The following is a 20777-nucleotide window of genomic DNA, read 5'->3' as shown; positions in this document are numbered from 1 at the left end:
AGTACGATTATAAAATGGATACCATACGAATATTAGCGGTAGATGACCATGAGATGACGACTTTGGGATACAAGTATATCCTTGAGGAGCAGAAATTTGATAATTTTTCAGTTAAGGTAGAGATCGCAAAAAGTTTTGACAAGGCAAAGGAAAAAATTGAACTCTCCGCAAAGGCTCTTCCCTACGATATTATATTATTGGACATTCAACTATTTCCAGCGGGCTCAAAAGACCCAAGGACCGGGGTAGATTTAGGGGTTATAGCCAGAAATAGTGTCCCTACATCTAAAATAGTATTCATGTCGTCCTTTAGCGACAATTATAGAATAAATAATATATTCGTTACTGTAAACCCAGACGGGTATATGGTGAAATCAGAAATTGACGAACTGTCATTGAAAACCATGGTGGAGACCGTTCTTCGTAATCCACCGTATTATACGTCTAGTGCGTTGGTAGCAATCAGAAAAAAGATGGCCAACGATATTGTCATCGATAATCAAGACCAGAAAATACTTTATCATCTATCGTTGGGTGTGAATACAAGAGATATTGGACCCTTGATTTCTTCAGCAAATACGACCGTAGAGGCAAGAAAACGACAATTGAAGGCCATATTCGGTGTTAAAAACGGTAATGATTTGGCGCTTATTGAAGAAGCCAGAAAAAGAGGGTTTTTATAATTGCAGGTGAATTCCATCTGTATTGTAGTCTAATTCTTTATTTTTTGATATCGCAAGGCATTTTATCATAATATCCTCCGAAAATCTAAGGTTTTCCTAGGTCGAACGAAATTTAATTAAACCTACCTTTATAATAGGATATTAAATAATTTCATTCGTTTATGTCGGCAAACTTAAATAACCAAAGTTCCTCAAATTTTTTACGTCCCAATGTCAATTTTGAAATCAACGGTCTGGACGACTACTTAAAGTTTCTTGGGTATCACTATTTTTCTGAAATCTCACTTAGAAATTACAATATCCATGAGAAAGGCATAGACATGGCACTAGACATGACTTGTAGCATAGATTTGTTAGAAATGCTTGCTCATTTTAATAAGAACAGATGGGGTAAAAGTAACAACTTATCAGATTCTCCACTTCTTAAGGGTTTAAATCATCTGGCAGAAGATAATCCGTCAATCGATTTAGATATTGAAGAACTAACACTTTTTCTAAATGACACCAGTATCATCATAAAGCGCACATCAGAAAAAAGTATAGTGCAACAGTTTAATGCTATTATTACAGAACTTGCTAACCACTATGTCTATTTTACCAGAGGGCTAACCGAAAAACCGTATGAAATTTTTATTCCGGTATTCGAAGATAATATTGACAATCCACAATTAGATACACCGAACAAAACACCCCAAAGTTATTTTGACTTTTGGGGTATTTATCTAGAAACTCAGGAGGATGCCCTGATCTATGATTTAAACAGGAATACGTTCATCCCCGCTGATTTGGACTTATCTATGCACTAGGATTGCTTTCCTTACGCGTTTTGAAGTATATTGAAAATAGGTCTTTCTCCCATCATGGCGTTAACCTCTTTCTTAACAGTATTGATTACGGCACTATCTTCTGGATTCGTAATTACCTTATCTATTAAGGAGACAATAATCTCCATATCGCTCTCTAAGAGTCCTCTAGTGGTTATAGCAGGTGTTCCAAATCTAATACCTGAAGTAACAAATGGTGATTTATCATCGAAAGGAACCATATTCTTGTTCGCCGTAATATCAGCCAGTACTAGGGCCTTCTCAGCATCTTTTCCTGAAATATTCTTGTTCCGCAAATCAATAAGCATCATGTGGTTGTCCGTACCTCCTGATATGATATGATAATCCTTATCAACAAAGGCTTTCGCCATAGCATCGGCATTTTTTTTCACCTGTTCCATATACTGACCAAATTCAGGCGTGAGCGCTTCGCCAAAAGCTACTGCTTTGGCTGCAATGATATGTTCTAATGGACCTCCTTGGTTTCCCGGAAATACTGCCAAGTCCAATAAAGCGGACATTTTTCTCAAGTTTCCGTTCTTCAATTTAATTCCGAAAGGATTTTCAAAATCAGCGCCCATTAAAATGAGTCCTCCTCTTGGTCCTCTTAGCGTTTTATGTGTAGTTGTAGTTACAATGTGGCAATGTGGCAAAGGATTATTCAATAATCCTTTAGCTATAAGGCCTGCAGGATGCGAAATATCCGCTAATAACAGTGCGTCAACGCTATCGGCTATTTCCCTGAACTTTTTAAAGTCCATATCCCTTGAATATGCGGACGCACCTGCGATAATCAATTTAGGTCGTTCTTTTAAAGCAATTTCCTGAATTTTATCATAGTTAAGTAATCCTGTGGCTTCGTCCACGCCATAAAAAACGGGATTGTACAGTCTACCTGAAAAATTGACCGGTGACCCATGCGTTAGGTGTCCGCCATGCGACAAATCAAATCCTAAAATAGTATCTCCCGGCTTAAGGCAAGCATGATAAACCGCGGCATTGGCCTGTGAACCGGAATGCGGCTGAACATTGGCATAAGCCGCTCCGAACAACTCCTTTGCCCTGTCTATAGCCAACTGCTCTACTTTATCTACAACCTCGCAACCTCCGTAATATCTTTTGCCAGGATATCCTTCGGCATATTTGTTCGTTAGCACGGAACCAGAAGCCTCCATTACTTGTGGGCTCGTAAAATTTTCCGAGGCAATTAACTCAATACCTTCTATTTGACGTTGTCTTTCTTCTTCGATTAAATCAAAAATGCGATTATCCCTTTGCATGTCTTTTTGTAATTATTAATAAAGTATAAAAATACAAATACCTATTGGTTAATTGGAAAAATTACGCTTTTTGAGAAATAATTTATCAAACAAAAGTTAACAACTAAACGTATATGTGGGATTAGGTAAAAAACGCCTACTTACGTATTTAAACGAGTTTGTACTATTCTTCATCCTTTTGCGTTATAGCAAAAACCAATTATGGCATAGCTATTGAAATATGCTTTGAAACTTTAAATATTATAGCCATGAAAAAAATTCTACTTTACAGCGTATTAGTTCTTTTATGTTCCTGTAATGGAGTGAAAAGAACGCAGGAGGCCCTGAATACGGGAAACTATGATAGGGCTATTCAAAGGGCGATTGATAATATTGCGGAAAATAAAAACAAAAAGGGCAACCAGCCCTTCATAGCCATGCTAGAGGAAGCCTATAAGAAAAATACGGATAGGGAGCTTCAACATATCAAATTTTTAAAAAAGGACGGTAATCCTGCAAATTTTGAGGAAATTTATACAACCTATTCCAGGTTAAGATCTATTCAACAACAGATCAGACCCTTATTACCTTTGCAATTATTCGATGAAAACAGGACTGCTCAGTTCACTTTTAAGGATTATGATAATAATTTGCTTGCTGCCAAGGATAAGCTATCGGTTTATCTTTACAATAATGCTGTATCGCTCTTGGATAATGCCGTCTATAAAGCAGATTACAGAAAGGCCTACCAGGACCTAAAATATTTAGAGGAGCTTAATCCCAATTTTAAGGACGCGGTTCAAAAAATGGATATCGCTTATAGAAAAGGGATTGATTACGTAATGGTAGAAATGAACAATACCACGGACAAGGTAATCCCCGTTAGATTAGAAGAAGAACTGCTAAACCTTAACACTTTTGGATTGAACGATTTGTGGACGGAATATCATACCAATAAGATTACCGACCAAGAATATGATTATGTAATGGAGGTTGCGTTTCAAGATATCAATATTTCTCCTGAACAAATCAATGAAAGGCAGATTATCAAAGAAAAGCAGATAAAAGATGGTTTCAAATATGCACGAGACCAAAATGGAAATGTGGTGAAAGATAGTCTTGGCAATAAAATAAAGATAGATAACTTTAAGACCGTAAAAGCGGATTTTTACCAGTTCACCCAATTCAAAAGTGCTCAGGTCACAGGTGTTGTTAGCTTTACCGATTTAAGAAAGCAGCAACAAATAAACCAATACCCCTTAGCTAGTGAATTCGTCTTTGAACATGTATATGCGAACTATGATGGCGATAAACGAGCTTTGGATAATGATTTGATATCACTCTTGCAATTGGCACGGGTGCCTTTTCCTAGTAATGAACAAATGGTCTACGACGCGGGTGAAGATTTAAAAAATAATCTTAAAAATATACTGCAAAGACAGCGGTTTAATTGATAAAAGGCTCCCTCTCGGGAGCCTTTTTATATATATTGTTCCAAAGCAATTTCTGATATAGCACCATGGGAACTATGGGCTACAACTACTCCATTCTTAACAACCAGTAATTGCGGTGATTGATGCATCACTTGAAATTTTTGTGCTACACCGTTAGAGACCTCTCGGTGCGCATGTAGGTCCAAAAAATAAAAATCTGCCTGATTCGATTCTAAGGAGTAGCCAGAGGTAAACATATTCAGTACCATTCTACTAATACCACAGGTAGTAGAATGTTTAAAAATAAATTGTGGCTTTCCGGAAGATTTGGCTACTATTTCGTCCAATTGTTCAATACTCGTCAGAGCAATCCACGGTATTTCAGGCTTGCTTTTCTTACCCTCGCCATCTCCCTTTCCAAAAATACCTCCAAATAATCCCATAATTGTTTTTCCTTTTGGTCTGCAACTTTAGTCAACCTTACAAAAATGACTAAATGTCTTGTTAAATACCGATTATAATGACATTTTGTCTTTAATGTTTAATTGGTAGAGTTGTTGCCATTTCAACATCAAAAATAAGATTCAATTTAAAAATACATATAATGAACTTTAATAATTTCACTATAAAATCGCAAGAAGCGATACAGCAAGCGCAACTATTGGCGCAATCCATGCAGCATCAGCAAATTGAGAATGAACATATTTTTAAGGCAATGTCCCAAGTGGAAGAAAATGTTATTCCATTTATCATTAAGAAACTGGGACTCAACCTTCATTTAATCCAACAAATTCTCGATAGGGAGATGCTCAGCTTTCCAAAGGTAGAAGGTGGGGACATAATGCTTTCCAAAGAGGCAGGTAAAACCTTGAACGAAGCTACCATCATCGCCAAGAAAATGGAGGATGAGTACGTGTCCATCGAGCATCTGCTTTTAGCACTGTTTAAATCAAAAAGTAAAATCGCACAAATCCTAAAGGATCAAGGAGTAACAGAGAAAAATATTGATGCGGCCATAAAAGAATTACGAAAAGGAGCCAACGTCACTTCCCAAAGTGCCGAAGAAACCTACAATTCTTTAAACAAGTATGCCAAAAACTTGAATGCACTTGCAGATAGTGGAAAGCTAGATCCTGTTATTGGCAGAGATGAAGAGATAAGACGGGTACTTCAAATATTATCGCGTAGAACTAAAAACAATCCAATGTTAGTTGGCGAACCCGGTGTTGGTAAAACGGCTATAGCGGAAGGTCTAGCGCACCGAATCGTTCAAGGGGATATTCCGGAGAATTTGAAAGACAAAGTACTTTTCTCCCTAGATATGGGTGCTCTAATCGCTGGAGCCAAATATAAAGGCGAATTTGAGGAACGTCTCAAAGCCGTCATTAAAGAAGTTACCGATGCCGAGGGAGAAATCATATTGTTTATCGACGAGATACATACGCTTGTGGGTGCTGGCGGTGGTGAAGGTGCTATGGATGCGGCCAATATTCTGAAGCCTGCCTTGGCAAGAGGTGAATTAAGAGCTATTGGTGCTACTACCTTGGATGAATATCAAAAGTATTTTGAAAAGGACAAGGCACTAGAAAGGCGTTTTCAGAAAATTGTAGTAGACCAGCCGGATACAGAAAGTGCAATCTCCATTCTTAGAGGGATTAAGGAAAAATATGAATCCCACCACAAAGTGCGAATTAAGGATGAGGCAGTCATCGCCGCAGTGGAATTATCCCAACGATATATTACCAACCGTTTTCTGCCGGACAAGGCGATAGACCTCATGGACGAGGCCGCTTCCAAATTGCGAATGGAAATCAATTCTAAGCCAGAGGAACTCGATGTCTTGGACAGAAAAATTATGCAATTGGAAATTGAAATCGAGGCTATCAAAAGAGAGAATGATAAGCCAAAATTGCAAATTTTAAATCTAGAACTGGCAAATATAAAGGAGGAGCGAAATGAAATTTTTGCACAATGGGACAGTGAAAAGTCGGTAGTGGACCATATTCAGAAAACCAAAAAAGAAATTGAGGACCTGAAAGTTGAAGCGGAACGGGCAGAGCGTAATGGAGACTACGGAAAAGTTGCAGAATTACGTTATGGAAAAATAAAGCAAGCAGAGGAAAGTCTTGCTACGTACCATAAGGAGTTACAGGAACAGCAGCAATCTGGCACATTGATAAAAGAAGAGGTTACCAACGAGGATATAGCCGAGGTAGTAGCAAAATGGACCGGAATACCGGTTACCAAAATGCTTCAAAGCGAACGTGAGAAACTATTGAACCTAGAGGATGTACTCCACAAACGGGTCATTGGACAGGATGAGGCCATTGAGGCGGTCTCCGATGCCATTAGGAGAAGTAGGGCCGGTTTGCAGGATAGCAAGAGACCTATTGGTTCTTTCTTGTTCCTTGGTACAACGGGGGTAGGAAAGACAGAATTAGCCAAGACATTAGCATCATATCTCTTTGATGATGAGAGTGCCATGACCAGAATTGATATGAGCGAATATCAGGAAAGGCATTCCGTGAGTAGATTGGTAGGAGCCCCTCCAGGTTACGTGGGGTACGATGAAGGAGGTCAATTGACTGAAGCTGTTAGAAGACGTCCTTATTCCGTGGTACTCTTGGATGAAATAGAAAAAGCACATCCGGACACCTTTAATATTCTTTTACAGGTACTGGACGAAGGTAGACTTACGGATAATAAAGGAAGAGTAGCGGATTTTAAAAATACCATTATTATCATGACCAGCAATATGGGTAGTGAAATCATTCAAGAAAAGTTTGAAAATTCTAAGGATATCTTTAGTGCAACTGAAGCGGCTAGAATAGAGGTTCTTGGTCTTCTTAAAAAACTGATTCGTCCTGAATTCTTGAACAGAATAGATGATATGGTTATGTTCACCCCTCTTAACGAGGATAATATCAAGGACATTGTAAGGCTCCAACTAGAGGCATTGAAAAAAATGCTGGAGAAACAACAAATTACCTTGGATGCCACGGAAGATGCCATTGCTTATCTCTCTAAAAAAGGGTTCGACCCGCAATACGGGGCAAGACCCGTAAAGAGAACCTTGCAAAAAGAGGTACTGAACAATTTATCCAAAGGACTTTTAAGTGGTGATATCAAATCAGATAGTATCATTCTTCTAGACTCTTTTGATAACAGTTTGGTGTTTCGCAATCAGAATGACCTTGTCGTTTAAGGGAGAACATATTAAGAACGAACGTCCTTTCCAGTTGGAAAGGACGTTTTTTTTTATAAACAATATATACCATACAGTATAGATTTTCTATCTTCGTAGAAAACGACCAAACATGTCTACCAAAGCCGAAAGAACTACCGCCTACATTATCAAAACAGTGGCACCCGTTTTTAATAAGCATGGTTATGTAGGCACGAGCATGAGCGATTTAACGGAAGCTACGGGACTCACTAAAGGAGCCTTGTACGGAAATTTTGAGAACAAGGAGGCCTTGGCCCTTTCTGCCTTCGAATACAACAGTAAAATTCTGTTGGCAGCTATCGATGAACAACTGAATCATCCCGGTAACGCTTTGGACAAGGTCTTTAGTCTGACCGATTTTTATAAAAAATATGATATTTTCACCTTAGATATGGGAGGATGCCCCATACTCAATGTAGGTGTGGACGCCCAACATAATAATAGTTTACTGGCCGCAGCTTCAAGGGAGACCCTAAAGGAAATTGAGGGCAAACTGGCTCTTGTTCTGGAAAATGGCATTAATGCAGGTGAATTCAAGATTCCAGTAACTCCGCTGCAATTCGCAAAGCAACTCATAACCATGTTGCAAGGAGCAATAGCAATGGCCACCATCACAAAAGACCGAAAATATTTGCATAATACGGTGACTTATCTCGAGGTCTTGATTAAACGAGAGTTGAAGAACTGAACCCGTCAAAATCTTTTGTTATTCCTATTGATTTCTTCGTGGCGAATAAGCTCGTTGAACCATACGGCACTATTCCCCTACCACTCTAAAAATCCAAGTCTTTTCGGAGTACTGTCCATTAAATTTAGAATCCCTAGCTTTTCTTGCTTCATTAATTGAATCGTATCTTTTTAGGTAGACGTAATTATATTTATTCAATTCTCTGTAGAATGATTTGGGTGCCAAGCCCTTCTTTTTTAAGTCGGCCATAAAGGCGTAGAAATAGCGTTTGGTACCAAAGACATTCGCTATCAAATAATAACCAGGTTCCAATAATCCCTCTGTTACCACTTCTTCATATTTTTCACCTGCTTCTGGTGTAACCACTTCCTTTTGACGCGCTAAGCGTTCTAGTTCTGCTTTCTTCTCTGCTGCTTCAGCTGCGGCCAATTGAGCTTGCGCTATAGAATCCTTACGTTTTTGTCTGGCCAACGCAAGGGCCGTTTCTTCAGCTTTTTTAGCCGCTTGGATGGAATCCGTTTTTCGCTGTTGCGCAATGGCTTCCCTTTCAGCTAGGGCCTGTGCGGTTTTAGCAGCGTTTATAGAATCCGTTTTCCTTTTTAGTTCTCTTCTAGATTCATTAGCAGAGGTTTCGGCATTTCTATTCGCAACTTGAATAGAATCGTTCATTTGTCTTGTTATTTCCTTGTCAAGGCGCTTTTGTTCCCTATCCAGACGTCTTTGCTCCTGAAGTTTTTCTTTTTGTGCCAATGCTTCCGCTTTGGACAATTCTTCTTTAAGCTCCTTTTCTTTTTCAGTTTCAGCGGCAATCAATTCTTCTTCCTTCTTCTCTGCGGCAGTTTCTATTTTACCTAATTTATACGCAGTAACTATTTCAAAGGACGGGTCTTTACCGTCCAGTTCAGAACCGATACCAAACTCAACAATCGCTCCGATTGACAATCGTTTAAAGAAACGACCACCAGCACCACCTGATACACCATAGAAGCTATTATAACCTCCTTGGGCCCAAAATTTACTGGTAGACAGCACGGAATTAAATCCTATTTGAGTATCAAGTCCCGGAATCGTTTTAAAATAAACCGCCGGACGTAAAAAGGAATTGCCATCGGCATTTAAAATACCTACGGGAATATCATAACTGGCAAGTCCAAAAAACATTCTATCGTCAGGGCTGGTATTTCTTTCGTTGGTCGTAAAATTATAATCGAAGAGGTTCTCTGAAACGAAACCAACGCTAAATTTATCCACTCTTAGGTTGATTCCCGGAGCCAGCTGTAAAATAAAATCGTTAGTAGGCGTTCTCTGAAACGGATTTGGTTGAATAAAACGTTGATCCGCGAGTTCTTGCTGGTATCCAAATAAATTTAGACCTACTCCAAGCGTCATCTTAGGACTAAGTTCTATCTGGTAGGCATAGTTCAAAGCGGCACCAGTATTAAGAAATATACCGGTATTATGTTGAAAAAAGCCTGCGGCCGCAGAGGAGGCAGGATTTATCCGTGTCGTATAATTCAAAAAAAGTGAGGTAGGGTCCGCATCTATTGTTTGCCATTGCCATCGAGACCAAAATGCTATAGAAGATGGATTGTTCCGGTCTAAAGAATACGCAGGATTTAACAAGCTTGAATTATAATCAGTAAGATTCTGTTGCCTAAAATCCCCAGGTAACGATGGCTCCTGGGCATGAATACCAAGAACTACAAACAGAATAAGAAGTGCCCCACAAAAATTTTTCATATGCAAAAAAAACAAAAAATAGCCTATTTATAGTACTATTTTCCTGTAATTTTAGTTTTAATAATTACCATTTCAAAATATACCGATGAAAACAATTCAGATATTAACCATAAGCTTTGTACTACTTTTTCTATCCTGCAAGGAAGATAAGCCAGCAAACAACGAACAGGAACCCGTAACGATAAGTACGTTCTATCTGATAAGACATGCTGAAAAGGACAGAAGTGACGCAGAAAACGCAGATCCTGAACTAACCCAAAAAGGATTGGGCCGAGCTATGCACTGGGCAGAAATACTTGATGAAGTTGATCTTGATGCGATTTACACGACCGACTTTAATAGGACATCTATGACGGCAGCTCCCACGTCGGTTAAAAAGAATATTGATATGCAGTACTATGACCCTAGAACAATTGACATAGCGCAATTTAAAATGGACAATCTAGGAAAAAAAGTACTTGTAGTAGGTCATAGTAATACTACGCCAGATTTTGTCAACAAACTCATTGGAGAGGAGAAACATGGTCAGATAGACGATAGTGAAAACGGTAATCTGTACATCGTGCAATTAGTGAATGATATTGCAACGGATTCCAAACTTAATTTTAATTGTAACTGTCCTGAGTAACCTTTATATCTTCCAATTTAATTTCTGAGAGCAACTCCAAGCCTTCATTAGTGTAAAGACTATCAATACTGGAAATGGGTGTAGCTGTGTTTGGGCTTTTGTGATTTTTATAGTCTACAAAGCGTATTCCCTTAACTATTCTTTCGTTATAAGCAACCCTGAAGCGTTGTCCTCCCCCATCAAAATGAAATTCATATGCTAAATAATCTGGCTTATATGTTTTAGTGTTGAACCAATAGATATAGATATCATCAAAATCGTCTCCACCCCCATTTTCATTGAACGTAACTTCTATTTCATAATATTCTGTGGCACCAATTGTAGCCATGCCAAGAAATCTTTTTTGCACGGCCTTATCATTAAGTCCGTAAGGTAAATAAGCAAAATAATGAACGGAGTTGACAGCGTTCGAATAGGCCGTGGCCAGCGTATCGGGAAGTATTACGAGAGAATCGTTCACGAAACGTTCAAATCCGTTTGGAGACCGGACATCAAGAATTTCCGTAGAATCCGTCAAAATTTTTCTTTGAAGAATCTTTTGTTTTCCTTGAGGAATGGATTGATATTTCTTACCCCTAAAATCAAATGAAATGGTATTATACAAATAGTTTTCACCTCCGCATATCTCAATACTTCTGTCGACAATTTCTTGAGCGGTAGGTTCAATTTTAGCTTCTTTACAACCAATAAATAATACGATACCCGTGAGAAGAAGGATTCTATACATGAATAAAGACTTTAGTTAGGAACAACATCAAATTTATCAGTATACAAAGGAAACATTTTAATTCCTTTTAAAATCAAAGCCGATTATATAATTGTTCCTATTTTTGTCCACAATGCAGAAGAACATCAACATAAAGAATAAAAAAGCACGTTTTGAATACGAGCTTCTAGATAAGTATACCGCAGGTATTGTCTTAGCCGGTACGGAAATTAAATCCATCAGATATGGAAAAGCTTCAATTTCCGAGAGTTTTTGTGAATTTAATGAGCGTGGTGAACTTTTCGTCATCAATATGCAAATTGATGAATATTCCCATGCATCGCATTTTAATCACAAACCAAAAGCTGAGCGAAAATTATTGCTTCAAAAAAGAGAATTAAAAAAACTGCATAAAGAAGTCAAAGCTTCGGGACTTACTATAGTGCCATTAAATTTATTCCTTAACGACCGCGGTCTGGCCAAGATACAGATAGCCCTAGCAAAAGGTAAAAAGCTTTATGACAAAAGGGAGTCTATAAAGGATCGTGATAACAAGAGAGATTTAGCACGTATTAAGAAAAGCTTCAACAACTGATTTTAATTCTTATCCTCTAGTAAGGGCACAAATTTGAAAGAACCATAGGTACTCTTCTCAAATTCCTTAGCAGTCGTACGTGTGTATAGCGTCATTATTTGCTCCTCAAAACCCACCGGTATTACCAATCTGCCCCCTACTTTCAATTGTGAAAGCAGCGCTTTGGGCACTTCTGGAGCCCCGGCAGTTACAATAATCTTATCAAAAGGTGCATTTTCAGGTAGTCCCTTATAACCATCACCAAAAATAAATTTTTTGGGCCTATAGCCCATTTTCTTAAAGAAAAGACTGGTTTTTTTGAACAGTTCTAATTGCCGTTCAATGGTATAGACCTTAGCTTTACACTTTAAAAGGACTGCGGTCTGGTAACCACTCCCTGTCCCTATTTCCAAAACGGTCTCATTGGGTTTCAACTCCAAGAGTTCAGTTTGAAAAGCAACCGTGTATGGCTGGGAAATGGTTTGGTTAGCTGCTATGGGAAAAGCTTTGTCTTGGTAAGCATGTCCTTCAAAACTGCTATCCATGAACAGATGTCTTGGTATATCTCGTATGGCATGTAGAACAACCTTATCGGCTATTCCTTTGGATATCAACACTTCCGCGAGCTGATTTCGCATTCCCCTATGTTTTAAGGTATCTTTCAATGGTAGTTGGTTTGGAAACCAAAGTTAGGAAAGTTCCTTTTTCTTAAAGAAGAAGTTTTAAAAAATTTGCAAGCTATCCGCAAATTTGAAAAGACTATTAAAGACATCTTATCAAAGTATGCTTATTTTTGATAAAAAGGAAAAACTATGCTGAAAGTTGGTGTTTTAGGAGCGGGACATTTAGGTAAAATTCACCTTCGTTTGCTAAATGAGTCTAAAGAATATGAATTGGTAGGTTTTTACGACGCGGACGTCATGAACGGAACGGCCGTAGCCGAGGAATTTGGTTATACATATTTCAAGGACATGAACGATTTAATGGACGCGGTTGATGTAATCGATATCGTCACCCCTACACTTTCGCATTATGACTGCGCCAAAAAGGCGATAGAAAAAGGAAAACATATCTTTATCGAGAAACCGATTACCACCACTTACAAGGAAGCTGAGCATTTGTTAGCGCTTGAAAAAGAACATCACATTAAAGGTCAGGTAGGTCATGTAGAGCGTTTTAATCCGGCGTTTACCGCGGTCAAGGATGCCATTCACGAACCTATGTTTATTGAAACGCATCGTTTGGCGGAGTTTAATCCTAGGGGAACCGATGTGCCGGTTGTACTAGATTTAATGATTCACGATATAGATGCCATTTTAAGCGTAGTAAACTCGGATGTTAAACAAATAAACGCCAGCGGTGTATCCGTCATCAGTAAATCCCCCGATATTGCGAATGCCAGATTAGAGTTTCAAAACGGTTGTGTTGCCAACCTAACGGCGAGTAGAATTTCCTTGAAGAATATGCGTAAATCACGTTTCTTTCAAAAAGATGCCTATATCTCAGTGGACTTTCTAGAAAAAAAGGTAGAAGTAGTTAAAATGAAAGACGCCCCGGAAGCACCTGGAGAATTTGATATGGTGTTGCAGAATGCCGAGGGTTTAAAAAAGCAGATTTATTTTGAGAATCCTAAAATTGAGGCAAATAACGCCATATTGGACGAACTGGAATCTTTTGCAGATGCTATTAACAATAACACAACTCCCGTGGTAAGCCTTGAACAAGGAACACAGGCCTTAAAAGTAGCTTTACAGATTATTGAATCTTTTGACACCAAGGAAATATGAAAAATATAGCTGTCATAGGCGCCGGTACCATGGGGAATGGAATCGCCCATGTTTTTGCACAGAAGAACTTTAGTGTGCATCTTATAGATGTCTCGCAGGAAGCTTTAGATAAAGGTCTCGCTACCATTTCAAGGAATTTGGATAGGATGGTGACCAAGGAAAAAATTACTGAGGCGGACAAGTTAAAAACCTTAGAAAACATTACACTGTTTACGGCTTTAGAGGAAGGCGTGCAACATACCGATTTGGTCGTAGAGGCTGCAACGGAAAATATTGACCTTAAGCTTAAAATTTTTAGGGAATTGGATAAACATAGTGGGGAGGGTACCATTTTAGCGACCAATACGTCGTCTATCTCCATCACACAGATTGCAGCGGTTACCAATAGACCTGAATCCGTAATAGGGATGCACTTTATGAATCCGGTACCGATAATGAAATTAGTAGAAATCATAAGGGGCTATACCACTTCTGACGAGACCACGAATACCGTAATGGCGCTTTCCGAAAAATTAGGAAAAACCCCGACCGAGGTAAACGACTACCCCGGATTTGTTGCCAATCGAATTTTAATGCCCACGATAAATGAGGCAATAGAAACCCTACATCATGGCGTGGCGGGAGTTTCTGAAATTGATACGGTAATGAAATTGGGTATGGCCCACCCCATGGGTCCCCTGCAACTTGCAGATTTTATTGGATTGGATGTTTGTCTATCAATATTAAATGTGATGTACGACGGCTTTAAGAATCCGAAATATGCACCATCTCCCCTATTGGTAAATATGGTAACGGCAGGCAAATTAGGTGTAAAATCTGGAGAAGGTTTCTATGATTACAGCACTAACAGAAAAGCCGAAGTAGTTTCCAATCAGTTCGACAAAAAATAAATGGCTACCGTAAAACCTTTTAAAGCCATACGACCTACAAAAGACAAGGCCCCTTTTGTAGTTTCTAGATCATACCAAGAATATTCAAAAAAAGAATTGAACGCCAATCTAAAATTCAATCCGTTTTCCTTTTTGCACATTATAAATCCGGGCTATAAGTTTGATAAGGAAGTGACTGGTACCGAACGTTTTTCCTTAGTCTACAATCGATATCTAGAGTTTTTAGAGGATGCTATTCTTAAAAAAGACAATACCCCTGGTTTTTATCTGTACGAAATTGAACAGAACGGATTAAAATGTAGTGGCTTGTTTTGCGCTACCTCTGTAGCGGATTACGAGAATGACATCATTAAGAAGCACGAGGATACCATTAAAAGAAGGGAACAATTGTTTGCAAACTATCTAAATACAGTAAAGTTTAATGCGGAACCCGTTTTAATGACTTATGAGGATAAAGAGGCCCTAAGCAACTTGTTAATGCGAGAAAAGGAAAAAACGCCAGAATATCATTTTACCACAACCGATAAGGCAACGCATAAGCTTTGGGTGATTGCTGATAAAAAAATCACAGCCCAAATACAGGACTATTTTGAAGAGGTAGATACCTTATATATCGCTGACGGGCATCATAGAAGTGCCTCTTCCTATTTATTATCCAAGATGATGGACGATAAGAAGGAAGGAGATGATAAAGCTTCGGACTATTTTATGAGTTATCTCATCCCAGAGTCCGAAATACAGATTTTTGAATTCAATAGAATGGTCAAAGACTTGAACGGACTCTCCAAAGAGGAGTTTCTTATTCGTTTGGATACCTATTTTAGAATCGAAAATAAGGGCGCAATGCTGTACAGACCAACCAAAAAACATCATTTTAGTATGTATTTGGACGGTGAGTTCTATTCGCTCTACTTGCGAAAGAAAGTTTACGAATTTACAGACCCGCTCAGTGCCTTGGATACCCAGATTCTTTACAAGACCGTATTACAGCCTATTCTAGGTATTTCGGATTTGCGTAACGATGAACGTATTACATATGGGTATGGAAAACACAACATTATCCGCATGAAAGACGAAATTGATGCGCTTAAATACAAGGTTGGCTTTAGCATGTTGCCCGTGACCATATCAGAAATAAAGGAAATTGCAGATGCGGGTCTCGTTATGCCCCCAAAGAGTACCTATATTGAGCCCAAACTAAGAAGTGGCATGGCCATTTACGAATTATAATACCCATATATGTCGATTGAAAAAAAAATAGTAGCACTAAAAGAAAGTATTCCAGCCCATGTGACGCTGGTTGCGGTTTCCAAAACAAAACCAAACGAGGATTTGCAGGAGGCTTATGATGCCGGTCAGCGCATTTTCGGTGAAAACAAGGTTCAGGAAATGACCCGTAAATGGAAAGAACTGCCAAAGGATATTCAATGGCACATGATTGGTCATGTGCAGCGGAATAAAGTGAAATACATGGCCAGTTTTGTTTCCTTAATTCATGGAGTAGACAGCTTTAAGTTATTAAAGGAAATAAACAAACAGGGAAAAAAGAACCATAGAAAAATACCTTGTTTATTGCAGATACATATAGCCGAAGAAAATACGAAGTTTGGGTTTGATGAAAAGGAACTTCTGGAACTGGTTCAGGACAAGGCGTTTTTAGAATTAGACCATGTTGAAATCAAAGGCCTTATGGGTATGGCCACTTTTACCGATGATAAAAATCAAATACGAAGAGAGTTTAAATCCCTCAATACGCTGTTCCAAAGATTAAAGACAAATCTAGACGGACTTGAAATTCTGTCCACGGGTATGAGTGGAGACTACCAAATTGCTATTGAAGAAGGTAGCACCATGGTACGCATAGGAAGTAGTATCTTTGGGGCTAGAAACTATGCATAAGTTTTCAACTTTTCTTCTTATAATCATTAAATAAATACATGTACGTAATACTGGATATTGAAACGACCGGAGGCAAATTCAATGAGGAAGGTATTACGGAAATTGCAATCCACAAGTTTAACGGACACGAGGTGGTGGACACTTTTATTAGCTTGGTTAATCCCGAGAAAGAAATTCAACCTTTTGTGGTAAACCTAACGGGTATTAACAATAAAATGCTAAGGACAGCCCCTAAATTTCATGAGGTTGCCAAACGTATTGTAGAAATAACCCAAGATGCTGTAATCGTCGCGCATAATGCGCAATTTGATTATCGTATTCTACGCACAGAATTTAGAAGATTGGGCTATAATTTTGAACGCAAAACGCTGTGCACTGTAGACTTATCCAAAAAACTTCTGCCGGATGCAGAATCTTACAGTTTGGGTAAGCTCGTTCGTTCTTTAGGTATTCCTGTAAGCGATAGACACCGTGCAAATGGTGACGCGCTTGCCACGGTGCAACTATTTAAACTGTTACTAGCCAAAGACACCGAGAAGACCATCATCCAGGACGTTATACGAAAAGAAGCTCATGGAGAGTTATCTGAAAAACAACTGGATATGGTGCAAAGTCTGCCCAATGAAACAGGGGTATTCTATATGCATAACAAAGATGGAGAAATCATTTATCTGAGCAAGAGCACGGATATAAAGAAGAAAGTGAATCAACTTTTCACTAAGAGCGGCACGAGGTCTAGAAAACTGGCGAAGGACACCAAAAAAGTGACCTTTGAGAAAACCGGAAGCGAATTGGTGGCCCTCCTTAAAGAACATCAGGAATTACTTAAAAACAAACCAAAGTATAGTAGTCTTCCCCGTAAGCGAATGTTTTCTCACGCCTTGTGTAAAACCAAAAACGAAAACGGATATTTTCAGCTAGTAGTTTCAAACGTATCTAACTGTAAAAGTGAGGTAGGTCTCTTTAACGGGGTTTTCAGCGCAAAGAACCATCTATTCAAAATAACCAAAGAGTTTAACCTTTGTGACAAGCTCAATGGATTCAGTGATGCCAAAAAAAACTGCGCTAAATACAATGATAGGGAGTGTTACGGCGCCTGCGTTCAAAAAGAGAGTCCAACTGAATACAACCAAAGACTGGAGGAGGGCCTAAAAAAATATAGTTTACCAACGGATGATATCATCTTAGTGGATAAAGGCCGAGAAGTGGGCGAAAATAGTGCCATCCTGATAAGAAACGGTTCCTTAGTTGGGACAGGATATTACAATTTAAACCATCAAATAAATAATATTCATATATTAGAAAGTATTATAACGCCGATGAACGGAACTGCTAATGCTAATTTTATTATTGAATCCTATCTAAGAAAGAAACGTATTCTGAAGACTATACCTATTACGACCAAGAATTGAAAGAAGAAAAGCACCAGAGCAATTGGAAAAACAGACTTCATGAAATTATTTATGAGGCCGATACCCCCATGGGCAAATGGTTTGATTTAGTTCTTATCTTTCTCATCCTTCTAAGCGTTCTTTTGATATTACTAGAAAGCGTCAAGGAAATTGATGTGGAATACCATCGTACCCTTCTTATACTAGAGTGGATAGTAACTATCTTTTTTACCATCGAATATATCGCAAGGATAATATCCATAAAGCGACCTTTCAAATATATTTTTAGTTTCTATGGTATCATCGACTTTATTTCCACCATTCCATTATATCTATCCTACATATTTGCAGGTTCTCAAGTACTTCTAGCGTTTAGAATATTTAGAATGCTTCGTATTTTCCGGATTCTTAAGCTCGTGCAATTTATCGGGGAGGCTTCACAACTTAAAAAAGCGCTTAAAGCAAGTAGAACCAAAATAGCAGTCTTCATCTACGTGGTATTGATTCTCTCCGTAATCATGGGCACCATTATGTACCTTATAGAAAGTGATGAAGCTGGTTTCACTAGTATTCCCAGAAGTATTTATTGGACCATAGTAACGCTAACTACGGTAGGTTATGGTGATATCGCACCCCAAACCAATCTGGGCCAGTTCATTGCTACCATCATTATGATTTTAGGTTATGGAATTATCGCGGTGCCCACCGGCATCGTTACCGTGGAGTTTTCCAAAAACAACTCGGATAAAGAAGAAGACAAACCAGTTGCTTCGGATAATTTTGATGTACATCTTAATACCCAAGCCTGTCCCTACTGCGCAAAGGAACGCCATAGAGATGACGCAAAACACTGTTATAATTGTGGTAATCTGTTAAATGAATAAGGTTTTAATATCAGTCGTCGGCCCTACCGCAATAGGAAAGACCAAATTGGCTATTCTTCTAGCGGAATATTTTCAAACGGAAATTATTTCCGCTGATTCCAGGCAGTTTTTCAAGGAAATGAGTATTGGTACAGCTGTACCTTCCGACGAAGAACTAGCTGCTGTTCCCCATCATTTTATTCAAAACAAAAGTATTAAGGAATTCTATTCCGTGGGCGACTTTGAAAAGGAAGCACTGCAGAAACTTAAGGAACTGTTTCAAAAAAAAGCCGTTGTAGTCATGGTCGGTGGAAGCGGACTCTACGTCAATGCAGTAACCAAAGGTTTGGATGAATTTCCAAAGATTGCAGAAGGCATTAGAACCGACTTGAATAAAGAGCTAGAAACATTAGGACTAGGGCATCTTCAAACTAAATTAAAAGCCTTAGACCCTGAATATTATAGCAAGGTAGCCATTGAAAATCCACATAGAATTATACGTGCCCTTGAGGTTTGCATAAGCTCAGGAAAGCCATACTCTAGCTTTTTAAAATCATCCTCAAAGCAAAGGGATTTCAAAGTTCTTTCCATTGGTATTAACGCAGAACGCAGTGTTATCTATGAACGTATAAACGCAAGAGTGGATGTAATGATAGAAGAAGGACTTCTGAACGAAGTTACTCGTTTAGAACCCTATAAAGCAATGAACGCCTTACAGACGGTAGGTTATAAGGAGCTCTTTCAGTATTTAGATGAGAACTGGGATTTGGAATTCGCCGTATCTGAAATCAAAAAAAACACCCGTAGATTTGCCAAACGACAACTTACGTGGTTCAAGAAAACAGAGGGTATTAAATGGATTCCACATGATTATGACAAAGACACCATTTTTGAATTGGCAAAAACAGAACTAACCCGTTTGCAACATGTATACTAAGCAGATAATTTATATTATGGGCGTTTCAGGCTCGGGAAAATCTACTATTGGGACTATGCTGTCCAAAGAATTAGGCTACCCGTTTTATGATGGCGATGATTATCATCCTAAGTCCAATATTGAAAAAATGTCCCATGGAAAACCCCTTAACGATGACGACAGAATGGGTTGGCTAGAAAGCTTAAATCGTTTAGCACATGATAATATGGATACCGGAGCGGTCATCGTGTGCTCTGCACTGAAAGAAAAATATAGGGCTATCCTCAAAACTGGACTTGATACGTGCTGCACCTTTTTGTTTTTAGAGGGAAGCTTTGAAACCATCAGTTCCCGGCTTAATCAGCGTAATAATCACTTTATGCCAAAAGAACTACTTCAATCACAATTTGAAGCCTTGGAAGTTCCAGAGAATGCCATAACCATAAACATTACCAATAGTCCAGATAAAATAGTAGCGCTTGCCCTAGAATCTCTAAAAAACTAAAAAGCACCTCTTTCAAGGTGCTTTTTGTTTCATTTATGGAAAGAAGAATTATTATTCGTTCGTCTTTATGACCAAACGGAAACCTTCTCCATGAATATTCAAAATTTCTACAGTATCGTCTCTTTTCAAATACTTACGAAGCTTGGCAATATATACATCCATACTTCTTGAAGTAAAGTAATTATCGTCTCTCCAAATCTTGGTCAAGGCTAATTCTCTAGGCATCAGATCATTTTCATGAAGTGCCAGTAGTCTCAAAAGTTCGTTTTCCTTTGGTGATAACTTAATGGCCTCTTCCTCTTTATACTTTAAAAATCTTAGTTTGGAATTAAGATGAAAACCACCTATCGTAAATTCAAATTTCTTACTGTCCGCTAAGCTATTAGAAGCTTTTCTTTGAAGAATTGCTTTAAGTTTCATAAGAAGTACCTCCGAATCAAAAGGTTTGTTCAAATAATCATCGGCACCAGCCTTATAACCTTTAAGAACATCTTCTTTCATGGTTTTGGCCGTCAAGAAAACGATGGGAACATTTTCATTCTTCTCCCTGATTTCTTTAGCAAGGGTAAATCCGTCCTTGTAAGGCATCATGACATCTAAAATACAGATGTCGTAATTGTCCTTTTTGAACTTTTCAAAACCTTCCATACCGTTCTTGGCCAAGGTTACATCAAAATCGTTCATTGACAAATAGTCCTTCAGAACGATTCCGAAATTCGGGTCATCCTCTACTAAAAGTATCTTCTTATTAATTGTTTCCATAAC

At 38.5% G+C, this 20777-nt stretch carries 21 protein-coding genes; 15 read left to right on the top strand and 6 right to left on the bottom strand.

The window, feature by feature from the left end:
* Nucleotides 1–14: 14 nt before the first annotated feature.
* Together EJ994_RS04020 and EJ994_RS04015 are read left to right on the top strand one after the other, a co-directional pair.
* Nucleotides 15–683: a response regulator transcription factor gene (locus EJ994_RS04020; protein WP_126591312.1), complete on the top strand. Its 669-nt coding sequence runs from the start codon at nt 15–17 to the stop codon at nt 681–683.
* A 161-nt stretch (nt 684–844) separates the two neighbouring features.
* Nucleotides 845–1489 carry a hypothetical protein gene (locus tag EJ994_RS04015; RefSeq protein ID WP_126591311.1) on the top strand — a complete coding sequence of 215 codons (645 nt, stop codon included), beginning with the start codon at nt 845–847 and terminating at the stop codon, nt 1487–1489.
* Nucleotides 1490–1500: 11 nt separating this feature from the next.
* On the opposite strand, the gene glyA is transcribed toward EJ994_RS04015, so the two are convergent.
* Nucleotides 1501–2787 carry a serine hydroxymethyltransferase gene (gene glyA / locus EJ994_RS04010; RefSeq protein WP_126591310.1) on the bottom strand — a complete coding sequence of 429 codons (1287 nt, stop codon included), beginning with the start codon at nt 2785–2787 and terminating at the stop codon, nt 1501–1503.
* Between the two features lie 248 nt (nt 2788–3035).
* Between glyA and EJ994_RS04005 the strand changes: the two genes are divergently transcribed.
* Nucleotides 3036–4220 carry a hypothetical protein gene (locus EJ994_RS04005; RefSeq protein ID WP_126591309.1) on the top strand — a complete coding sequence of 395 codons (1185 nt, stop codon included), beginning with the start codon at nt 3036–3038 and terminating at the stop codon, nt 4218–4220.
* Between the two features lie 26 nt (nt 4221–4246).
* On the opposite strand, the gene ytxJ is transcribed toward EJ994_RS04005, so the two are convergent.
* Nucleotides 4247–4642 carry a bacillithiol system redox-active protein YtxJ gene (ytxJ, locus tag EJ994_RS04000; protein ID WP_126591308.1) on the bottom strand — a complete coding sequence of 132 codons (396 nt, stop codon included), beginning with the start codon at nt 4640–4642 and terminating at the stop codon, nt 4247–4249.
* A gap of 161 nt (nt 4643–4803) precedes the next feature.
* Here ytxJ and clpB point away from each other — a divergent pair, with 161 nt between their 5' ends.
* Both clpB and EJ994_RS03990 read left to right on the top strand, forming a co-directional pair.
* Entirely contained in the window at nt 4804–7404 is a 2601-nt protein-coding gene (clpB, locus tag EJ994_RS03995; RefSeq protein WP_126591307.1) for an ATP-dependent chaperone ClpB, read from the top strand.
* 112 nt (nt 7405–7516) lie between these two features.
* Nucleotides 7517–8113 (top strand): TetR/AcrR family transcriptional regulator, encoded by a 597-nt coding sequence (locus tag EJ994_RS03990; protein ID WP_126591306.1) that lies wholly within the window; start codon nt 7517–7519, stop codon nt 8111–8113.
* Nucleotides 8114–8182: 69 nt separating this feature from the next.
* Here EJ994_RS03990 and EJ994_RS03985 read toward each other — a convergent pair whose 3' ends face one another.
* Nucleotides 8183–9853 carry a PorP/SprF family type IX secretion system membrane protein gene (locus EJ994_RS03985; RefSeq protein WP_126591305.1) on the bottom strand — a complete coding sequence of 557 codons (1671 nt, stop codon included), beginning with the start codon at nt 9851–9853 and terminating at the stop codon, nt 8183–8185.
* Nucleotides 9854–9938: 85 nt separating this feature from the next.
* On the opposite strand from EJ994_RS03985, the gene EJ994_RS03980 reads away from it, so the two are divergent.
* The gene (locus EJ994_RS03980) at nt 9939–10481 is read left to right on the top strand and encodes a SixA phosphatase family protein (protein WP_126591304.1); all 543 of its coding nucleotides are present in this window, start codon (nt 9939–9941) and stop codon (nt 10479–10481) included.
* Here the strand turns inward: EJ994_RS03980 and EJ994_RS03975 are convergent.
* Nucleotides 10459–11208, bottom strand: a complete 750-nt coding sequence (locus EJ994_RS03975) for a DUF6503 family protein (RefSeq protein WP_126591303.1) — start codon at nt 11206–11208, stop codon at nt 10459–10461. The genes EJ994_RS03980 and EJ994_RS03975 overlap by 23 nt on opposite strands.
* Nucleotides 11209–11320: 112 nt before the next feature.
* On the opposite strand from EJ994_RS03975, the gene smpB reads away from it, so the two are divergent.
* Nucleotides 11321–11782 carry an SsrA-binding protein SmpB gene (gene smpB / locus EJ994_RS03970; RefSeq protein ID WP_099575100.1) on the top strand — a complete coding sequence of 154 codons (462 nt, stop codon included), beginning with the start codon at nt 11321–11323 and terminating at the stop codon, nt 11780–11782.
* Nucleotides 11783–11784: 2 nt separating this feature from the next.
* Here smpB and EJ994_RS03965 read toward each other — a convergent pair whose 3' ends face one another.
* Nucleotides 11785–12426 (bottom strand): protein-L-isoaspartate(D-aspartate) O-methyltransferase, encoded by a 642-nt coding sequence (locus EJ994_RS03965; protein ID WP_126591302.1) that lies wholly within the window; start codon nt 12424–12426, stop codon nt 11785–11787.
* 147 nt (nt 12427–12573) lie between these two features.
* On the opposite strand from EJ994_RS03965, the gene EJ994_RS03960 reads away from it, so the two are divergent.
* Genes EJ994_RS03960 through EJ994_RS03925 form a run of 8 tightly spaced genes read left to right on the top strand, consistent with a single transcriptional unit; the run spans nt 12574 to nt 20012 of the window.
* Nucleotides 12574–13548 (top strand): Gfo/Idh/MocA family protein, encoded by a 975-nt coding sequence (locus tag EJ994_RS03960; RefSeq protein ID WP_126591301.1) that lies wholly within the window; start codon nt 12574–12576, stop codon nt 13546–13548.
* Nucleotides 13545–14438: a 3-hydroxyacyl-CoA dehydrogenase family protein gene (locus EJ994_RS03955; RefSeq protein WP_126591300.1), complete on the top strand. Its 894-nt coding sequence runs from the start codon at nt 13545–13547 to the stop codon at nt 14436–14438. The genes EJ994_RS03960 and EJ994_RS03955 overlap by 4 nt, the downstream gene beginning before the upstream one ends.
* Entirely contained in the window at nt 14439–15668 is a 1230-nt protein-coding gene (locus EJ994_RS03950) for a DUF1015 domain-containing protein (protein WP_126591299.1), read from the top strand. It abuts the gene before it with no gap.
* Nucleotides 15669–15677: 9 nt separating this feature from the next.
* Nucleotides 15678–16337: a YggS family pyridoxal phosphate-dependent enzyme gene (locus EJ994_RS03945; RefSeq protein ID WP_126591298.1), complete on the top strand. Its 660-nt coding sequence runs from the start codon at nt 15678–15680 to the stop codon at nt 16335–16337.
* A 38-nt stretch (nt 16338–16375) separates the two neighbouring features.
* A complete protein-coding gene (locus EJ994_RS03940) occupies nt 16376–17749 on the top strand; it encodes an exonuclease domain-containing protein (RefSeq protein WP_126591297.1) in 1374 nt (457 codons plus the stop codon).
* On the top strand, nt 17746–18612 hold the full coding sequence (locus EJ994_RS03935; protein WP_241240847.1) for an ion transporter: 867 nt from the start codon (nt 17746–17748) through the stop codon (nt 18610–18612). Before EJ994_RS03940 ends, EJ994_RS03935 begins: the two co-directional genes overlap by 4 nt.
* On the top strand, nt 18605–19528 hold the full coding sequence (miaA, locus tag EJ994_RS03930; RefSeq protein WP_126591296.1) for a tRNA (adenosine(37)-N6)-dimethylallyltransferase MiaA: 924 nt from the start codon (nt 18605–18607) through the stop codon (nt 19526–19528). The genes EJ994_RS03935 and miaA overlap by 8 nt, the downstream gene beginning before the upstream one ends.
* Nucleotides 19518–20012 (top strand): gluconokinase, encoded by a 495-nt coding sequence (locus EJ994_RS03925; RefSeq protein ID WP_241240846.1) that lies wholly within the window; start codon nt 19518–19520, stop codon nt 20010–20012. The genes miaA and EJ994_RS03925 overlap by 11 nt, the downstream gene beginning before the upstream one ends.
* A gap of 51 nt (nt 20013–20063) precedes the next feature.
* Here EJ994_RS03925 and EJ994_RS03920 read toward each other — a convergent pair whose 3' ends face one another.
* Complete coding sequence (locus EJ994_RS03920; RefSeq protein WP_126591295.1) at nt 20064–20774, bottom strand: response regulator transcription factor; 711 nt, start codon at nt 20772–20774, stop codon at nt 20064–20066.
* Nucleotides 20775–20777: the final 3 nt, after the last annotated feature.

The sequence above is a fragment of the Maribacter sp. MJ134 genome (genome assembly GCF_003970695.1).
Lineage (GTDB): Bacteria > Bacteroidota > Bacteroidia > Flavobacteriales > Flavobacteriaceae > Maribacter.
Note: the sequence above shows the minus strand (reverse complement) of the source record. Positions and strands in the feature narration are given on the sequence as shown.